Source organism: Pseudomonas gingeri, assembly GCF_013385425.1.
In the GTDB taxonomy this organism is placed as follows: domain Bacteria; phylum Pseudomonadota; class Gammaproteobacteria; order Pseudomonadales; family Pseudomonadaceae; genus Aquipseudomonas; species Aquipseudomonas gingeri_D.
Window position 1 is genome coordinate 184,491 of record NZ_JACAQA010000005.1, and the last position, 16,039, is coordinate 200,529.

At 61.4% G+C, this 16,039-nt stretch carries 13 protein-coding genes; all 13 read left to right on the forward strand.

Annotated elements, in window-relative coordinates:
- The first annotated feature begins 14 nt into the window (after window positions 1-14).
- Entirely contained in the window at window positions 15-770 is a 756-nt protein-coding gene (gene uppS / locus HX830_RS08535; RefSeq protein ID WP_177099783.1) for a polyprenyl diphosphate synthase, read from the forward strand.
- The gene (locus HX830_RS08540) at window positions 770-1,576 is read left to right on the forward strand and encodes a phosphatidate cytidylyltransferase (protein WP_103496378.1); all 807 of its coding nucleotides are present in this window, start codon (window positions 770-772) and stop codon (window positions 1,574-1,576) included. The genes uppS and HX830_RS08540 overlap by 1 nt, the downstream gene beginning before the upstream one ends.
- Window positions 1,573-2,763 carry a 1-deoxy-D-xylulose-5-phosphate reductoisomerase gene (gene ispC, locus HX830_RS08545; protein WP_103496379.1) on the forward strand — a complete coding sequence of 397 codons (1,191 nt, stop codon included), beginning with the start codon at window positions 1,573-1,575 and terminating at the stop codon, window positions 2,761-2,763. Before HX830_RS08540 ends, ispC begins: the two co-directional genes overlap by 4 nt.
- Window positions 2,764-2,814: 51 nt before the next feature.
- Window positions 2,815-4,167 carry a sigma E protease regulator RseP gene (gene rseP, locus HX830_RS08550; RefSeq protein WP_103496380.1) on the forward strand — a complete coding sequence of 451 codons (1,353 nt, stop codon included), beginning with the start codon at window positions 2,815-2,817 and terminating at the stop codon, window positions 4,165-4,167.
- A gap of 75 nt (window positions 4,168-4,242) precedes the next feature.
- A complete protein-coding gene (gene bamA, locus HX830_RS08555; protein WP_177099785.1) occupies window positions 4,243-6,630 on the forward strand; it encodes an outer membrane protein assembly factor BamA in 2,388 nt (795 codons plus the stop codon).
- A 45-nt stretch (window positions 6,631-6,675) separates the two neighbouring features.
- Window positions 6,676-7,179, forward strand: coding sequence for an OmpH family outer membrane protein (locus tag HX830_RS08560; protein ID WP_103496382.1), 504 nt, complete (start codon window positions 6,676-6,678; stop codon window positions 7,177-7,179).
- Window positions 7,180-7,182: 3 nt separating this feature from the next.
- On the forward strand, window positions 7,183-8,238 hold the full coding sequence (gene lpxD / locus HX830_RS08565) for a UDP-3-O-(3-hydroxymyristoyl)glucosamine N-acyltransferase (protein ID WP_103496383.1): 1,056 nt from the start codon (window positions 7,183-7,185) through the stop codon (window positions 8,236-8,238).
- A 114-nt stretch (window positions 8,239-8,352) separates the two neighbouring features.
- On the forward strand, window positions 8,353-8,793 hold the full coding sequence (fabZ, locus tag HX830_RS08570; RefSeq protein ID WP_040064770.1) for a 3-hydroxyacyl-ACP dehydratase FabZ: 441 nt from the start codon (window positions 8,353-8,355) through the stop codon (window positions 8,791-8,793).
- A complete protein-coding gene (gene lpxA / locus HX830_RS08575; protein ID WP_103496384.1) occupies window positions 8,790-9,566 on the forward strand; it encodes an acyl-ACP--UDP-N-acetylglucosamine O-acyltransferase in 777 nt (258 codons plus the stop codon). Before fabZ ends, lpxA begins: the two co-directional genes overlap by 4 nt.
- A 2-nt stretch (window positions 9,567-9,568) precedes the next feature.
- The gene (gene lpxB / locus HX830_RS08580) at window positions 9,569-10,699 is read left to right on the forward strand and encodes a lipid-A-disaccharide synthase (RefSeq protein WP_103496385.1); all 1,131 of its coding nucleotides are present in this window, start codon (window positions 9,569-9,571) and stop codon (window positions 10,697-10,699) included.
- An 11-nt stretch (window positions 10,700-10,710) separates the two neighbouring features.
- The gene (gene rnhB / locus HX830_RS08585; RefSeq protein WP_256350450.1) at window positions 10,711-11,337 is read left to right on the forward strand and encodes a ribonuclease HII; all 627 of its coding nucleotides are present in this window, start codon (window positions 10,711-10,713) and stop codon (window positions 11,335-11,337) included.
- Window positions 11,338-11,409: 72 nt separating this feature from the next.
- On the forward strand, window positions 11,410-14,931 hold the full coding sequence (dnaE, locus tag HX830_RS08590) for a DNA polymerase III subunit alpha (RefSeq protein WP_152740227.1): 3,522 nt from the start codon (window positions 11,410-11,412) through the stop codon (window positions 14,929-14,931).
- A 149-nt stretch (window positions 14,932-15,080) separates the two neighbouring features.
- Complete coding sequence (locus HX830_RS08595; protein ID WP_103496388.1) at window positions 15,081-16,028, forward strand: acetyl-CoA carboxylase carboxyltransferase subunit alpha; 948 nt, start codon at window positions 15,081-15,083, stop codon at window positions 16,026-16,028.
- The last annotated feature ends 11 nt before the right edge of the window (window positions 16,029-16,039 follow it).

The following is a 16,039-nucleotide window of genomic DNA, read 5'->3' on the forward strand; positions in this document are numbered from 1 at the left end:
GTCAGGACGCTTCCATGGAAAAGACCAAGCAGGCTGTGCCGTCCTCGGTACCGCGCCATGTTGCAATCATCATGGACGGCAATAACCGCTGGGCCAAGAAACGCTTTTTGCCCGGTGTTGCCGGGCACAAGGCTGGCGTCGACGCGGTGCGCGCCGTCATTGAAGTGTGTGCCGAGGCCGGGGTCGAGGTACTGACCCTGTTCGCGTTCTCCAGCGAGAACTGGCAGCGTCCCGCCGACGAAGTCAGCGCCTTGATGGACCTGTTCTTCAAGGCGCTGCGCCGCGAGGCCAAGCGTCTCAACGAGAACAATATAAGCCTGCGGATCATTGGCGACCGCTCGCGCTTTCACCCCGAGCTGCAAGCGGCAATGCGCGATGCGGAAGCGGCGACGGCCGGCAGCAATCGCTTCATTCTGCAGATTGCCGCCAACTATGGCGGGCAGTGGGATATCGCCCAGGCGGCTCAGCGTCTGGCCCGTGAAGTACAGGCCGGGCATCTGCGTCCGGACGATATTACCCCCGAGCTGCTGCAGACCTGTCTGGCCACCGGCGACCTGCCGTTGCCGGACCTGTGCATCCGTACCGGTGGCGAACATCGCATCAGCAATTTCCTGTTGTGGCAGTTGGCCTATGCCGAGCTGTATTTCTCCGACCTGTTCTGGCCGGACTTCAAACACGAAGCCATGCGCAACGCGCTGGCCGATTTTGCTTCCCGCCAGCGTCGTTTCGGTAAAACGAGCGAACAGGTCGAAGCAGGAGCCCGGGTTTAATGCTCAAGCAACGCATCATCACGGCACTCATTCTCCTGCCCATTGCCTTGTGCGGGTTCTTCCTGCTCGAGGGCGCAGGCTTTGCGCTGTTCATCGGCCTGGTCGTCACCCTGGGCGCCTGGGAATGGGCGCGCCTGGCGGGGTTTGAAGCGCAGCCGGCCCGCGTGGCCTATGCGGCGCTGGTCGCGGTGCTGTTGTTCTTCATGTACATCCTGCCCAACCTCGCACCCTGGGTGCTGGGGGCGGCGGTATTGTGGTGGGGGTTGGCGGCGTTCCTGGTGCTGACCTACCCGCGCACCAGCGCGCACTGGTCGACCACCGCCAGCAAGCTGGTGATCGGTTTCCTGATCCTGCTGCCGGCCTGGCAAGGCCTGATCCTGATCAAGCAGGAACCGTTGGGCAACTGGTTGATCATGGCGGTGATGGTCCTGGTCTGGGGCGCCGATATCGGTGCCTACTTTTCTGGCAAGGCCTTCGGCAAGCGCAAGCTGGCGCCGTCGGTCAGCCCGGGCAAGAGTTGGGAAGGCGCCTACGGCGGCCTGGCCTTGAGCCTGGTGATCACCGCGGTGGTCGGGGTCGTGCGCGGTTGGGGCGTCGGGCAGATGATTGCCAGTCTGCTTGGGGCGGCGCTGATCGTGGTGATTTCGGTGGTCGGTGACTTGACCGAAAGCATGTTCAAGCGTCAGTCGGGGATCAAGGACAGCAGCAACCTGCTGCCCGGGCATGGCGGCATTCTTGATCGGATCGATAGCCTGACGGCGGCGATTCCGACCTTTGCCGTACTCCTGTGGATCGCTGCATCGTGAGCCGCCCACAGCAAATTACCGTACTCGGTGCCACCGGCTCCATCGGCCTGAGCACCCTGGATGTCATCGCGCGTCACCCGCAGCGTTACCAGGCCTTTGCCTTGAGCGGTTTCAGCCGCCTGGCGGAACTCTTTGCCCTGTGCATGCGGCATCGCCCGCGCTATGCGGTGGTGCCCGAGGCGTCCGCGGCGCGTGGTTTGCAGCAACAACTGCGTGACGCGGGCCTGGCGACCGAAGTGCTGGTGGGGGAGGCGGGCCTGTGCCAGATCGCCGCTGATCCCGAAGTTGATGCGGTGATGGCGGCGATCGTCGGCGCGGCCGGTTTGCGTCCTACGCTGGCGGCGGTCGAAGCCGGCAAGAAGATCTTGCTGGCCAACAAGGAGGCGCTGGTGATGACTGGTGCACTCTTTATGCAGGCGGTGCGCAAGAGCGGTTCGGTGCTGTTGCCGATCGACAGTGAACACAATGCGATTTTCCAGTGCCTGCCCCAGGATCACGCCCGTGGCCTGGCGGCGGTCGGCGTGCGGCGAATCCTGCTGACCGCCTCGGGTGGTCCGTTCCGGCAGACGCCGCTGGGTGAGCTGGCCGATGTCACCCCCGAGCAGGCGTGCGCCCATCCCACCTGGTCGATGGGGCGCAAGATCTCGGTCGACTCGGCGAGTATGATGAACAAGGGGCTGGAACTGATCGAGGCTTGCTGGCTGTTCGATGCCAAACCGTCCCAGGTCGAAGTGGTGATCCACCCGCAGAGTGTGATTCACTCCCTGGTCGACTACGTGGATGGTTCGGTTCTGGCCCAATTGGGGAACCCGGACATGCGCACGCCGATCGCCAATGCCCTGGCCTGGCCTGAGCGGATCGACTCCGGCGCGGCGCCGCTGGACCTGTTTGCCGTGGCGCGCCTGGACTTCCAGGCCCCGGATGAGCAGCGTTTCCCTTGTCTGCGCCTGGCCCGTGAATCTGCCGAGGCCGGAGGCAGTGCGCCGGCGATGTTGAATGCGGCGAATGAGGTGGCGGTAGCGGCATTTCTCGAACGGCGCATCCGCTACCTTGAGATCGCGAGTATCATCGAGGACGTTTTAAACCTGGAGCCGGTGGTTGCGGTCAATGAGCTCGACGCGGTATTCGCGGCAGACGCCAAGGCCAGGACTCTGGCCGAGCAATGGCTGAGTCGCCACGGGCGATGAATCTGGCGTAGCCTTCGGGGCTGTCGGCACCTGGGATTGCGGAGAAAGTAAATGAGCGCGCTCTATATGATAGTCGGCACCCTGGTGGCCCTGGGTGTGCTGGTGACCTTCCACGAATTCGGCCATTTCTGGGTGGCCCGTCGTTGCGGCGTCAAGGTCCTGCGTTTTTCCGTGGGCTTCGGCATGCCGCTGCTGCGTTGGCACGATCGCCAGGGCACCGAGTTCGTGGTCGCCGCGATTCCGTTGGGCGGCTACGTGAAAATGCTCGACGAGCGCGAGGCTGAAGTCCCGCCGGAGCTGCTCGACCAGGCCTTCAATCGCAAGTCGGTGCGCCAGCGTATCGCAATCGTCGCCGCCGGCCCGATTGCCAACTTTCTCCTGGCCATCGTGTTTTTCTGGGGCCTGGCGATGCTGGGCAGCCAGCAGGTGCGTCCGGTCATCGGTACCGTGGAAAGCGGTAGCCTGGCCGAGAAGGCCGGGTTGAGCAGCGGTCAGGAAATCGTCGCCGTCGATGGCGAGCCGACCACCGGTTGGGGCGCGGTCAATCTTCAGTTGGTGCGTCGCCTGGGGGAAAGCGGCACCCTGCAGTTGCGGGTCCGTGAGCCTGGCTCGACGGCCGACTCGCCCCGCGAACTGGCACTGGACCATTGGCTGCAAGGCGCCGACGAGCCCGATCCAATCAAGTCTCTGGGGATTCGCCCATGGCGTCCGGCGCTGGCGCCGGTGCTGGCCGAACTCGATCCGAAGGGCCCGGCCCAGGCCGCCGGCCTCAAGACCGGCGACCGCCTGTTGGCGGTGAATGACCAGCCCCTGAACGATTGGCAGCAGGTGGTGGATTGGGTCCGTGTACGTCCTGATACCAAAATTGTGCTGCACGTCGAGCGTGATGGTGCTCAAATCGACGTCCCGCTGACCCTGGCCAGCCGCGGCGAAGGCAAGGCGGCGAGCGGTTACCTGGGGGCCGGCGTCAAGGCGGTGGACTGGCCGCCGGAGATGGTTCGAGAGGTCAGCTACGGGCCTCTGGCGGCGATTGGCGAAGGTGCTCGACGCACTTGGACCATGAGCGTCCTGACCCTGGACTCGCTGAAGAAAATGTTGTTCGGCGAGCTCTCGGTAAAAAACTTGAGTGGACCGATAACCATTGCTAAAGTGGCGGGCGCTTCGGCCCAGTCGGGCGTCGCTGATTTCCTGAATTTCCTGGCTTATCTGAGTATCAGCCTCGGGGTTCTGAATTTGTTGCCCATCCCGGTACTGGATGGGGGGCATTTGCTGTTTTATCTGATCGAGTGGGCGCGTGGTCGTCCCTTGTCGGATCGGGTGCAAGGTTGGGGGATTCAGATCGGTATCAGTTTGGTGGTTGGGGTGATGTTGCTTGCCCTGGTCAACGATCTGGGTCGACTGTAACGCTTCGCGAAAATTGCGAATCTGCCGCATTGTGCGGCAGTTTGTTTATTGCCAGTTGGAATAAGAAAGGACTTCATGAAACGTCTGCTGCTAACTGCGGTTCTCACCGTATTGATGATCGCCGAAGTTCACGCCGAGTCCTTCACTATCTCCGATATTCGTGTCAATGGCCTCCAGCGGGTATCCGCTGGTAGCGTGTTTGGCGCGTTACCGTTGAATGTCGGGGAGCAAGCGGATGACCGTCGCCTGGTGGAATCCACTCGCGCGCTGTTCAAAACCGGTTTCTTCCAGGATATCCAGCTGGGGCGCGAAGGTAACGTCCTGGTCATCACGGTCGTTGAACGACCTTCGGTGGCCAGCATCGATATCGAAGGCAACAAGGCGATCTCGACTGACGACTTGATGAAGGGGCTGAAGCAGTCCGGCCTGGCCGAGGGTGAAATCTTCCAGCGTGCGACCCTTGAAGGTGTGCGTAACGAACTTCAGCGTCAGTATGTGGCCCAAGGCCGCTACTCGGCCGAGGTCGAGACCGAAGTCGTTCCCGAGCCGCGTAACCGCGTGGGCTTGAAGATCAAGATCAACGAAGGCACCGTCGCCGCGATCCAGCACATCAACGTGGTGGGTAACTCGGTATTCAAGGACGAAGACCTGATCGATCTGTTCGAACTCAAGACCACCAACTGGCTGTCGTTCTTCAAGAACGATGACAAGTATGCCCGCGAAAAGCTCTCCGGTGACCTGGAGCGCCTGCGTTCCTACTACCTGGACCGCGGCTATATCAACATGGATATCGCCTCGACCCAGGTGTCCATCACCCCGGACAAGAAAAGCGTCTATATCACGGTCAACGTCACCGAAGGCCAGAAGTACAAGGTCCGCGACGTGAAGCTCAGTGGTGACCTGAAGGTGCCGGAAGACCAGGTCAAGTCCCTGCTGCTGGTGGAGAAGGGCCAGGTGTTCTCGCGCAAGCTGATGACCACCACCTCGGAACTGATCACCCGCCGCCTGGGTAACGACGGCTACACTTTCGCCAACGTCAACGGCGTACCGACGCCGCACGATGACGATCACACCGTCGATATCACCTTCGTGGTCGACCCGGGCAAGCGTGCCTACGTCAACCGTATCAACTACCGTGGCAACACCAAGTCCGCGGACGAAGTGCTGCGTCGTGAAATGCGTCAGATGGAAGGCGGTTGGGCTTCCACCTACCTGATCGACCAGTCCAAGACCCGTCTTGAACGCCTGGGCTTCTTCAAGGAAGTCAACGTCGAAACCCCGGCTGTTCCGGGTGTCGATGACCAGGTTGACGTGAACTACACCGTGGAAGAGCAAGCCTCGGGTTCGATTACCGCCAGCGTCGGTTTTGCCCAGAGCGCCGGTCTGATCCTGGGCGGTTCGATCACCCAGAACAACTTCCTCGGTACCGGTAACAAGGTCAGCATCGGCCTGACCCGCAGCCAGTACCAGAGCCGCTATAACTTCGGTTATGTCGACCCCTACTGGACGCCGGACGGTGTCAGCCTGGGCTACAACGTGTTCTACCGCACCACTGACTACAGCGAACTCGATGTCAGCGTTGCCAGCTATGCCGTGGACAGCCTGGGTGCTGGCGTCAGCGTCGGTTACCCGATCAACGAGACATCGCGCCTGACCTTCGGCCTGACGGCCCAGCAGGACAAGATCCAGACCGGCCAGTACACCGTCGACGAAATCTTCAACTTCGTTAACACCCAGGGCGACGAGTTCCTGAACTACAAGGCCTCCCTCGGCTGGTCGGATTCGACCCTGAACAAAGGCGTCCTGGCGACCCGTGGTCACTCCCAGAGCCTGACCCTGGAAAGTACCATCCCAGGCAGTGACCTGTTGTTCTTCAAACTCGACTACCGTGGTCAGGTATTCCAGCCGTTGAGCGACACCTACACCATGCGTTTCCATACCGAATTGGGTTACGGCGACGGCTATGGTTCGACCAACGGCCTGCCGTTCTATGAGAACTACTACGCTGGTGGTTTCAACTCGGTACGTGGTTTCAAGGACAGTACCCTGGGCCCACGTGGTACGCCAAGTCGCGGTGTGGATGTGACCGGTAACGCCGGTACGATTGCCGATACCAGCACGAATCCATTGCCGTTCGGTGGTAACGTACTGATTCAAGGTGGTGCGGAGCTGTTGTTCCCGCTGCCATTCGTGAAAGACCAGCGTTCGCTGCGCACCTCGCTGTTCTGGGACGTGGGTAACGTATTCGACTCCAAGTGCGAACAGGTCCGTAACACCAATGGCACGCTGTCGCAGACGCAGTGCAACGACATCAGTTTCAGCAATATGGCCAGTTCCGTGGGTGTTGGCGTGACCTGGGTAACCGCCCTGGGGCCATTGAGTTTTGCCCTGGCCGTGCCGGTCAAAGAGCCTAATAACGCTGAAACCCAGGTGTTCCAATTCTCCCTCGGTCAGACCTTCTAACGGCCTGACCCTAGATAACGACAACGGATTTTGTAGGAGTTTATTGTGCGTAAGTTGACTCAACTGGTTCTGCTGGCCACTGTTCTGGTAGCGACCCCGGCCTTTGCCGAAATGAAAATCGCGGTCCTGAACTATCAGATGGCCCTGCTGGAATCCGACGCAGCCAAGAAGTACGCCGTCGATGCCGAGAAGAAGTTCGGTCCGCAACTGACCAAGCTCCAGGCCCTGGAAAGCAGTGCCAAGGGTATCCAGGATCGTCTGGTGGCCGGTGGCGACAAGATGCAGCAGGGCGAACGCGAGCGTCTGGAGCTGGAATTCAAGCAAAAGGCCCGTGATTTCCAGTTCCAGTCCAAGGAACTGAACGAGCAAAAAGCCGTTGCTGACCGCGAGATGCTCAAGCAGCTCAAGCCCAAGCTGGATAGCGCCGTGGAAGAAGTCATCAAGAAAGGTGCCTTTGACCTGGTGTTCGAGCGTGGCGCCGTGATCGATGTCAAACCGCAGTACGACATCACCCGCCAGGTGATCGAGCGCATGAACCAGCTGAAGTAATCCATGACAGCGACCATCAAGCTCGGCCAATTGGCCGAGATCCTCGGTGCCACCCTACGTGGCAACGAGGAGAAACAAATCACTGGGCTAGCCACCTTGCAGGAGGCTGGCCCAGCTCAGTTGAGCTTTCTGGCAAATCCCCAGTACCGCAAATACCTCACTGACAGCCAGGCCGGCGCCGTGTTGCTCAAGGCCGCCGACGCCGAAGGTTATGCCGGCGATGCGCTGGTGGTGGCTGATCCTTACCTGGCCTATGCGCGTATTTCGCACCTGTTCGATCCCAAGCCCAAAGCGCCTGCCGGGATTCACCCGAGCGCGGTGGTGGCTGCCGATGCCCAGGTCGATCCGACCGCCAGTATCGGTGCCTTTGCGGTGATCGAGAGCGCTGCGCGGATTGGTGCTGGCGTGACCATCGGCGCCCAGTGTTTTGTCGGTGCTCGCTGTGAAATCGGCGAAGGCGGCTGGCTGGCGCCACGGGTCACGCTTTACCACGACGTGCGCATCGGCAAGCGGGTGGTGATCCAGTCTGGTGCCGTGCTCGGCGGTGAAGGCTTCGGCTTCGCCAATGAAAAGGGTATTTGGCAGAAAATTGCCCAGATCGGTGGCGTGACCGTCGGTGATGATGTGGAGATCGGCGTCAATACCGCCATCGACCGCGGTGCCCTGGCCGACACGATCATTGGCAACGGGGTCAAGCTCGACAACCAGATTCAGATCGCCCACAACGTTCAGGTCGGCGATCACACGGCCATGGCCGCCTGCTGCGGGATTTCCGGCAGCACCAAGATCGGCAAGCACTGCATGCTCGCCGGTGGCGTCGGCCTGGTGGGGCATATCGAGATTTGCGACAACGTCTTCCTGACCGGGATGACCATGGTCACCCACTCGATTACCGAGCCGGGTGCCTATTCTTCCGGTACGGCGATGCAGCCGGCCGCCGAGTGGCGCAAGAGCGCGGCGCGTATTCGCCAGCTCGACGACATGGCCCGGCGCCTGCGGCAGCTGGAAAAGCGGGTAGGCGACGTGACCCCGGACGGTAATGCTTCATCAGATGGCTGATACCATTTTCCATATCAAGTAGCCGCCTGGGTTTGTACGCAAGCTGCCTTCTTGATTTGCTAGAGGAGCCGCGCGTGGCGCGCTCCCACTCTTTACTACAGGCTTCCCCACGAAATGATGGACATCAAAGAGATTCGCGAATACCTGCCTCACCGTTACCCGTTCCTGCTGGTGGACCGGGTGGTGGAACTGGATGTCGAGGCCCAGCGCATTCGTGCCTACAAGAATGTCAGCATCAACGAGCCTTTCTTCAACGGCCACTTCCCGGCGCACCCGATCATGCCGGGCGTGCTGATTATCGAAGCCATGGCCCAGGCTGCCGGCATCCTCGGTTTCAAGATGCTCGACGTGAAGCCTTCCGACGGTACCCTGTACTACTTCGTCGGCTCCGACAAGCTGCGTTTCCGCCAGCCGGTACTGCCGGGCGACCAGTTGATCCTCGAAGCCAAGTTCATCAGCTGCAAGCGCAAGATCTGGAAGTTCGAGTGCCAGGCTTCGGTTGACGGCAAGCCGGTCTGCTCGGCCGAGATCATCTGTGCGGAACAGAAAGTATGAGTTTGATTGACCCTCGCGCAATCATCGATCCCACGGCCGTACTGGCCGAGGGCGTTGAGGTCGGCCCCTGGTCGATCGTCGGCGCAGGTGTGGAAATCGGCGAGGGGACAGTGATCGGGCCGCATGTGATTCTCAAGGGCCCGACCCGGATCGGCAAACACAACCGCATCTACCAGTTTTCCTCGGTAGGCGAAGACACGCCCGATCTCAAGTACAAAGGCGAAGAGACGCGCCTGGTCATTGGTGACCACAACGTTATCCGCGAAGGTGTGACCATCCACCGGGGCACGGTACAGGATCGCTCGGAAACCACCCTGGGCGACCACAACCTGATCATGGCCTACGCCCATATCGGTCACGACAGCGTGATCGGCAACCACTGCATCCTGGTCAACAACACGGCATTGGCCGGGCATGTGCACATGGGGGATTGGGCGATCCTCTCGGGGTTCACCCTGGTCCATCAGTTCTGCCATATCGGCGCCCACAGCTTTTCCGGCATGGGCACCGCCATCGGCAAGGATGTTCCTGCCTATGTCACGGTCTTCGGCAACCCCGCCGAAGCCCGTAGCATGAACTTCGAAGGCTTGCGTCGGCGTGGTTTCAGCGAGGAAGTGCTCCACGCCCTGCGCCGGGCCTACAAGGTGGTGTACCGCCAGGGGCTGACGGTGGAACAAGCCATCGCCGAGCTGGCCGAACCTGCCGCGCAGTACCCGGAAGTGGCGGTGTTTCTCGATTCGATCCAGTCCTCGACCCGCGGCATCACCCGCTGATCATGGCGACTTTGCGAATTGCGCTGGTCGCCGGGGAAGCCTCCGGCGACATTCTCGGCTCTGGTCTGATGCGGGCGCTCAAGGCCAAGCATCCTGAAGTCGAGTTTATCGGGGTCGGTGGCCCGCTGATGCAGGCCGAAGGCCTGGTTTCCTATTTCCCCATGGAGCGGCTGTCGGTGATGGGCCTGGTGGAAGTGCTCGGCCGTCTGCCTGAGCTGCTCAAGCGCCGCAAATTGCTGATCCAGACGCTGATTGCCGAAAAGCCCGATGTGTTTATTGGCATCGATGCGCCGGATTTCACCCTGAATATCGAACTCAAGCTGCGCCGTGCCGGGATCAAGACCGTGCATTACGTCAGTCCGTCGGTCTGGGCCTGGCGGCAGAAGCGGGTGCTGAAGATCCGCGAAGGCTGTGACCTGATGCTGACGCTGTTCCCTTTCGAAGCGCGCTTCTATGAAGAGAAGGGCGTGCCGGTGCGGTTTGTCGGGCATTCCCTGGCCGACGCCATCCCCTTGCAGGCCGACCGTGGGCAGGCGCGGGCCGAACTCGGCTTGCCGGACGGTCCGTTGGTGGCGCTGATGCCGGGCAGTCGTGGCGGCGAAGTCGGGCGCCTGGGCGGCTTGTTCCTCGATACCGCGCAACGCCTGCGGGAGATGCACCCCGCTATCCGTTTTGTCATGCCCTGCGCCAGCCCGCAACGGCGTACCCAGATCGAGGCCTTGCTGGTGGGGCGCGATCTGCCGCTGACCCTGCTCGACGGCCAGTCCCACAAGGCCCTGGCCGCCTGCGACGCGGTGTTGATCGCCTCGGGTACGGCGACGCTGGAGGCCCTGCTGTACAAGCGTCCGATGGTGGTCGCCTATCGTCTGGCGCCACTGACCTTCTGGATTCTCAAGCGGCTGGTAAAAAGCCCCTACATCTCCTTGCCCAACCTGCTGGCCCAGCGTTTGCTGGTGCCCGAGCTGTTGCAGGATGACGCAACCCCCGAGGCCCTGGCGCAGACCCTGTCGCCGCTGATCGAGGGCGGCGAAGAGCAGACCCGGGGCTTCGACGAAATCCATCGCACCTTGCGCCTGGATGCCTCGAACCAGGCCGCCGACGCAGTGTTGAAGCTGATCGGCAAAACCGTATGAGTAGCGTGAAAATGCAGATGGGATTGGACTTCACCCTGGTGGCCGATGCCGAAGACCTGGTGGCCGGTGTCGACGAAGTCGGTCGTGGCCCGCTTTGCGGCGCGGTTGTGACTGCGGCGGTGATCCTCGATCCCAAGCGCCCGATCCTCGGCCTCAACGACTCGAAGAAACTCACCGAGGCCCGGCGCGAAAAGCTCTACGACGAAATCCGCGAAAAGGCCCTGAGCTGGTGTATCGCCCGCGCCGAAGTCGAGGAAATCGATGAACTGAACATTCTGCATGCCACCATGCTGGCAATGCAGCGGGCGGTCGAAGGCCTGCATATCCAGCCCAAGCTGGCGATGATCGACGGCAACCGTTGCCCGAAGTTGCCGATGCCAGCCGAAGCGGTGGTCAAGGGCGATAGCAAGGTGCCGGCGATCGCGGCGGCGTCAATCCTGGCCAAGGTCAGCCGTGATCGTGAAATGGCAGCTGTCGAATTGATCTACCCGGGTTATGGCATCGGCGGGCATAAGGGCTATCCGACACCGGTGCACCTGGAAGCCTTGCAGCGGCTGGGGCCGACACCGATTCACCGGCGTTCGTTCGCACCGGTACGGCTGGCCTATGAGGCTCATGGGCGGTCCGGCGAACTTTAACGCTGCTGATGTTTTAGCCAAGGCCCGGTACAATCCGGGCCTTGTTGTTTCTACAGATTAGACAGGATCACTATGCCGGCTTCATTCGTTCATCTACGCCTGCACACTGAGTACTCCCTGGTCGACGGCCTGGTTCGGATCAAGCCGCTGGTCAAGGCCCTGAACGGCCTGAACATGCCCGCCGTGGCGGTGACCGACCAGAACAACATGTGTTCCCTGGTCAAGTTCTACAAGGCCGCCATGGGCGCCGGGATCAAGCCGATCTGCGGCGCCGACCTTTGGCTGTCGAACAAGGATCCCGATGCCCCGCTGAGCCGCATCAGCCTGCTGGCGATGAACGGCGTCGGCTACCGCAACATCACCGAGCTGATTTCCCGTGGCTATATCGATGGCCAGCGCAACGGCATGGTCATCATCGAGCGCGAGTGGGTGGCCGAGGCCAGCGAAGGCGTGATCATGCTTTCGGCGGCCAAGGAGGGTGAGATCGGCATGGCCCTGCTCGGCGACAACGCCGCTGAAGCCGAAGCCCTGGCCCGCGAATGGATGGCGGTGTTCCCGGACCGCTTCTACCTGGAAGTCCAGCGCACCAACCGTCCCAATGACGAAGAACAGTTGCATGGCGCCGTGGCCCTGGCCGACAAGCTGGGTGCGCCGCTGGTGGCGACCAACGATGTACGCTTTATCAAGCAGGAAGACTTCGAGGCCCACGAAACCCGCGTCTGCATCGGTGAGGGCCGGGCCCTCGACGATCCGCGCCGTTCGAAGAACTACAGCGACCAGCAATACCTCAAAAGCGCCGAGGAAATGGCCGAGCTGTTCAGCGACCTGCCCGACGCCCTGGAAAACAGTGTCGAGATCGCCAAGCGCTGCAATATCGAAGTGAAGCTGGGCAAGCACTTCCTGCCCAACTTCCCGATCCCCGATGGCATGACCATCGACGAATATTTCCGCAAGGTGTCCTTCGACGGCCTCGAAGAACGCCTGTCGGTCCTGCTGCCCAGGGACACCACCGAAGACTATGAAGCCAAGCGCCAGGTCTATGTCGACCGGCTGAATTTCGAGCTGGATATCATTATCCAGATGGGTTTCCCCGGTTACTTCCTGATCGTGATGGACTTTATCCAGTGGGCCAAGAGCAATGGCGTGCCCGTGGGTCCTGGCCGGGGGTCGGGTGCCGGTTCCCTGGTGGCCTATGTCCAGAAGATCACCGACCTCGACCCGCTGGAATATGACCTGCTGTTCGAACGTTTCCTCAACCCGGAACGGGTTTCCATGCCCGACTTCGACGTCGACTTCTGCATGGATGGGCGCGACCGGGTGATCGACTACGTGGCCGAGAAGTACGGCCGCAACGCCGTGAGCCAGATCATCACCTTCGGTTCCATGGCCGCCAAGGCGGTGGTGCGCGACGTGGCGCGGGTCCAGGGCAAGTCCTACGGCCTGGCGGATCGCCTGTCGAAGATGATCCCCTTCGAAGTCGGCATGACCCTGGAAAAAGCCTACGAGCAGGAAGAGATCCTGCGCGACTTCATCAAGGTCGATGAAGAAGCGGCGGAAATCTGGGAGATGGCGCGCAAGCTCGAAGGCGTGGTGCGTAACGTCGGTAAACACGCCGGTGGCGTGGTGATCGCGCCGACCAAGCTGACCGACTTCTCGCCGATCTACTGCGACGAGGAAGGCGACGGCCTGGTGACCCAGTTCGACAAGGACGACGTGGAGGCGGCCGGCCTGGTGAAGTTCGACTTCCTCGGCCTGCGGACCCTGACGATCATCGACTGGGCGCTGAAGACCATCAACCGTGATCGCGCCAAGGTCAACGAGCCACCGCTGGATATCGCCTTTATCCCGCTGGACGACAAGCCGACCTACAGCCTGTTGCAGAAGGCCGAGACCACGGCGGTGTTCCAGCTGGAATCCCGTGGCATGAAGGAGCTGATCAAGAAGCTCAAGCCCGACTGCCTGGAAGACCTGATCGCACTGGTGGCCCTGTTCCGTCCGGGGCCGCTGCAGTCCGGCATGGTGGACGACTTCATCAACCGCAAGCACGGCCGCGCCGAACTGGCGTACCCGCACTCCGATTACCAGTACGAAGGCCTCAAGCCGGTGCTGGCGCCGACCTACGGCATCATCCTGTATCAGGAACAGGTGATGCAGATCGCCCAGGTCATGGCCGGCTACACCCTCGGTGGCGCGGATATGCTGCGCCGGGCCATGGGTAAGAAAAAACCCGAGGAAATGGCCAAGCAGCGTGGCGGTTTCATCGAGGGTTGCGCCACCAACAATATTGATGCGGATCTGGCGGGTAACATCTTCGACCTGGTGGAGAAATTCGCCGGTTACGGTTTCAACAAGTCCCACTCCGCCGCCTACGGCCTGGTTTCCTACCAGACCGCCTGGCTGAAGGCCCACTACCCGGCGCCGTTCATGGCCGCGGTACTGTCGGCGGATATGCACAACACCGACAAGGTCGTGACCTTGATCGAGGAAGTGCGCACCATGAAGCTGCGCCTCGACGCGCCGGACGTGAACGCCTCGGAGTTCAAGTTCACGGTGAACGACGAAGGCCGGATCATCTATGGCCTCGGCGCGATCAAAGGCGTCGGCGAAGGGCCGGTGGAGGCGATCACCGAAGCACGCCAGGAGGGTCCGTTCAAGGACCTGTTCGATTTCTGTGCCCGGGTCGACCTCAAGCGCATCAACAAGCGCACCCTCGACGGCTTGATCCGTAGCGGGGCGCTGGATCGCCTTGGCCCGTATTTCCATGACGAGACCAAGGCCTACCAGGCCAATATCGACCGTAACCGCGCGGTGTTGCTGGCGGCGATGGAAGAGGCGATCAAGGCCGCCGAGCAGACCGCGCGGACCCACGACAGCGGCCATGCCGACCTGTTTGGCGGGCTGTTCGTCGAAGAAGATGCCGATGTCTACGCCAATCACCGCAAGGCCAAGGAACTGACCCTCAAGGAGCGGCTGAAGGGCGAGAAAGATACCCTCGGCCTCTACCTCACCGGTCACCCGATCGACGAGTACGAAGGCGAGATCCGCCGCTTTGCCCGTCAGCGCATCATCGACCTGAAGCCGGCCCGGGATACCCAGACAGTCGCCGGGATGATCATCAACCTGCGGGTGATGAAAAACAAAAAAGGCGACAAGATGGGCTTCATCACCCTCGACGACCGCTCGGCACGGATCGAGGCCTCGTTGTTCGCCGATGCCTTCATGTCGGCCCAGTCGCTGTTGCAGACCGATGCCATGGTGGTGGTCGAAGGCGAGGTCAGCAACGACGACTTCTCCGGCGGCCTGCGCCTGCGGGTCAAGCGGGTGATGAGCATGGAAGATGCGCGCACCAACCTGGCCGAAAGCCTGCGCCTGAAGCTGCAAAGTGCCGCGCTCAAGGGCGATCAACTGCGCTGGCTGGGGGAATTGCTCGGCAAGCACCGGGGGGCCTGCCCGATCACCCTGGAGTACACCGGCAGCGACGCCAAGGCCTTGTTGCAGTTCGGCGAGAGCTGGCGGATCGACCCGGCGGACAGTCTGATTCAGGCATTGCGTGACCAGTTCGGGCGAGACAACGTCTTCCTCCAATACCGTTAGGACGGTGGCGCACTTGGTGCGCGCCGACCTTGACCCTATTTTTAATCTCGACCTGAGCGCGCCATATCCCGTAAGGTAGGGCGCGATACAGATCAATCGGCCGGCCAGGCTGTGTAAAAACTACTGTGCTCGACCCAAGACGGATGCTTATGAACCCGAATTTTCTTGATTTCGAACAGCCGATCGCTGACCTGCAAGCCAAGATCGAAGAGCTGCGCTTGGTCGGTAACGACAATTCGCTGAATATCGGCGATGAGATCTCCCGCCTGCAGGACAAGAGCAACACGCTGACCGAAGATATCTTTGGCAAGCTGACCAGCTGGCAGATCGCGCGTCTGGCGCGTCACCCGCGTCGTCCGTATACCCTGGACTACATCAACCACATCTTCACCGAGTTCGACGAACTGCACGGCGATCGGCATTTCTCCGACGACGCGGCGATTGTCGGCGGTATTGCCCGCCTGGACGACCAGCCGGTGATGATTATCGGCCACCAGAAGGGCCGTGAAGTGCGCGAGAAGGTCCGTCGCAACTTCGGTATGCCGCGTCCGGAAGGCTACCGCAAGGCTTGCCGCCTGATGGAAATGGCCGAGCGCTTCAAGATGCCGATCCTGACCTTTATCGACACCCCGGGTGCCTACCCGGGCATCGACGCCGAAGAGCGCAACCAGAGCGAAGCGATTGCCTGGAACCTGCGGGTGATGGCGCGGCTGAAAACGCCGATCATCGCCACCGTGATCGGTGAGGGTGGTTCCGGCGGTGCCTTGGCCATCGGCGTGTGCGACCAGTTGAACATGCTGCAGTACTCGACTTACGCGGTGATTTCCCCGGAAGGCTGTGCTTCCATTCTGTGGAAAACCGCCGATAAAGCCCCGGACGCCGCCGAAGCCATGGGCATCACGGCCGAGCGCCTCAAGGGCCTGGGGATCGTCGACAAGGTGATTTCCGAGCCCCTGGGCGGCGCCCATCGCGATCCGGCCACGGCGGCGGCCTCGATTCGTGCCGAACTCAGCACGCAGTTGGCTATGCTGAAGAAGTTCGACAACGATGCGCTGCTGGCTCGTCGTTACGAGCGTCTGATGAGCTACGGTCTCTGATAGCGCGCGTT

Bases quoted from the DNA above. Each gene is read 5' to 3' on its own strand.
- HX830_RS08540 (WP_103496378.1), top strand. From the start codon at position 770: ATGCTCAAGCAACGCATCATCACGGCACTCATTCTCCTGCCCATTGCC.
- bamA (WP_177099785.1), top strand. From the start codon at position 4,243: ATGAAACGTCTGCTGCTAACTGCGGTTCTCACCGTATTGATGATCGCC.
- lpxB (WP_103496385.1), top strand. From the start codon at position 9,569: ATGGCGACTTTGCGAATTGCGCTGGTCGCCGGGGAAGCCTCCGGCGAC.
- dnaE (WP_152740227.1), top strand. From the start codon at position 11,410: ATGCCGGCTTCATTCGTTCATCTACGCCTGCACACTGAGTACTCCCTG.
- fabZ (WP_040064770.1), top strand. From the start codon at position 8,353: ATGATGGACATCAAAGAGATTCGCGAATACCTGCCTCACCGTTACCCG.
- rseP (WP_103496380.1), top strand. From the start codon at position 2,815: ATGAGCGCGCTCTATATGATAGTCGGCACCCTGGTGGCCCTGGGTGTG.
- lpxD (WP_103496383.1), top strand. From the start codon at position 7,183: ATGACAGCGACCATCAAGCTCGGCCAATTGGCCGAGATCCTCGGTGCC.
- rnhB (WP_256350450.1), top strand. From the start codon at position 10,711: ATGCAGATGGGATTGGACTTCACCCTGGTGGCCGATGCCGAAGACCTG.
- HX830_RS08595 (WP_103496388.1), top strand. From the start codon at position 15,081: ATGAACCCGAATTTTCTTGATTTCGAACAGCCGATCGCTGACCTGCAA.
- uppS (WP_177099783.1), top strand. From the start codon at position 15: ATGGAAAAGACCAAGCAGGCTGTGCCGTCCTCGGTACCGCGCCATGTT.
- lpxA (WP_103496384.1), top strand. From the start codon at position 8,790: ATGAGTTTGATTGACCCTCGCGCAATCATCGATCCCACGGCCGTACTG.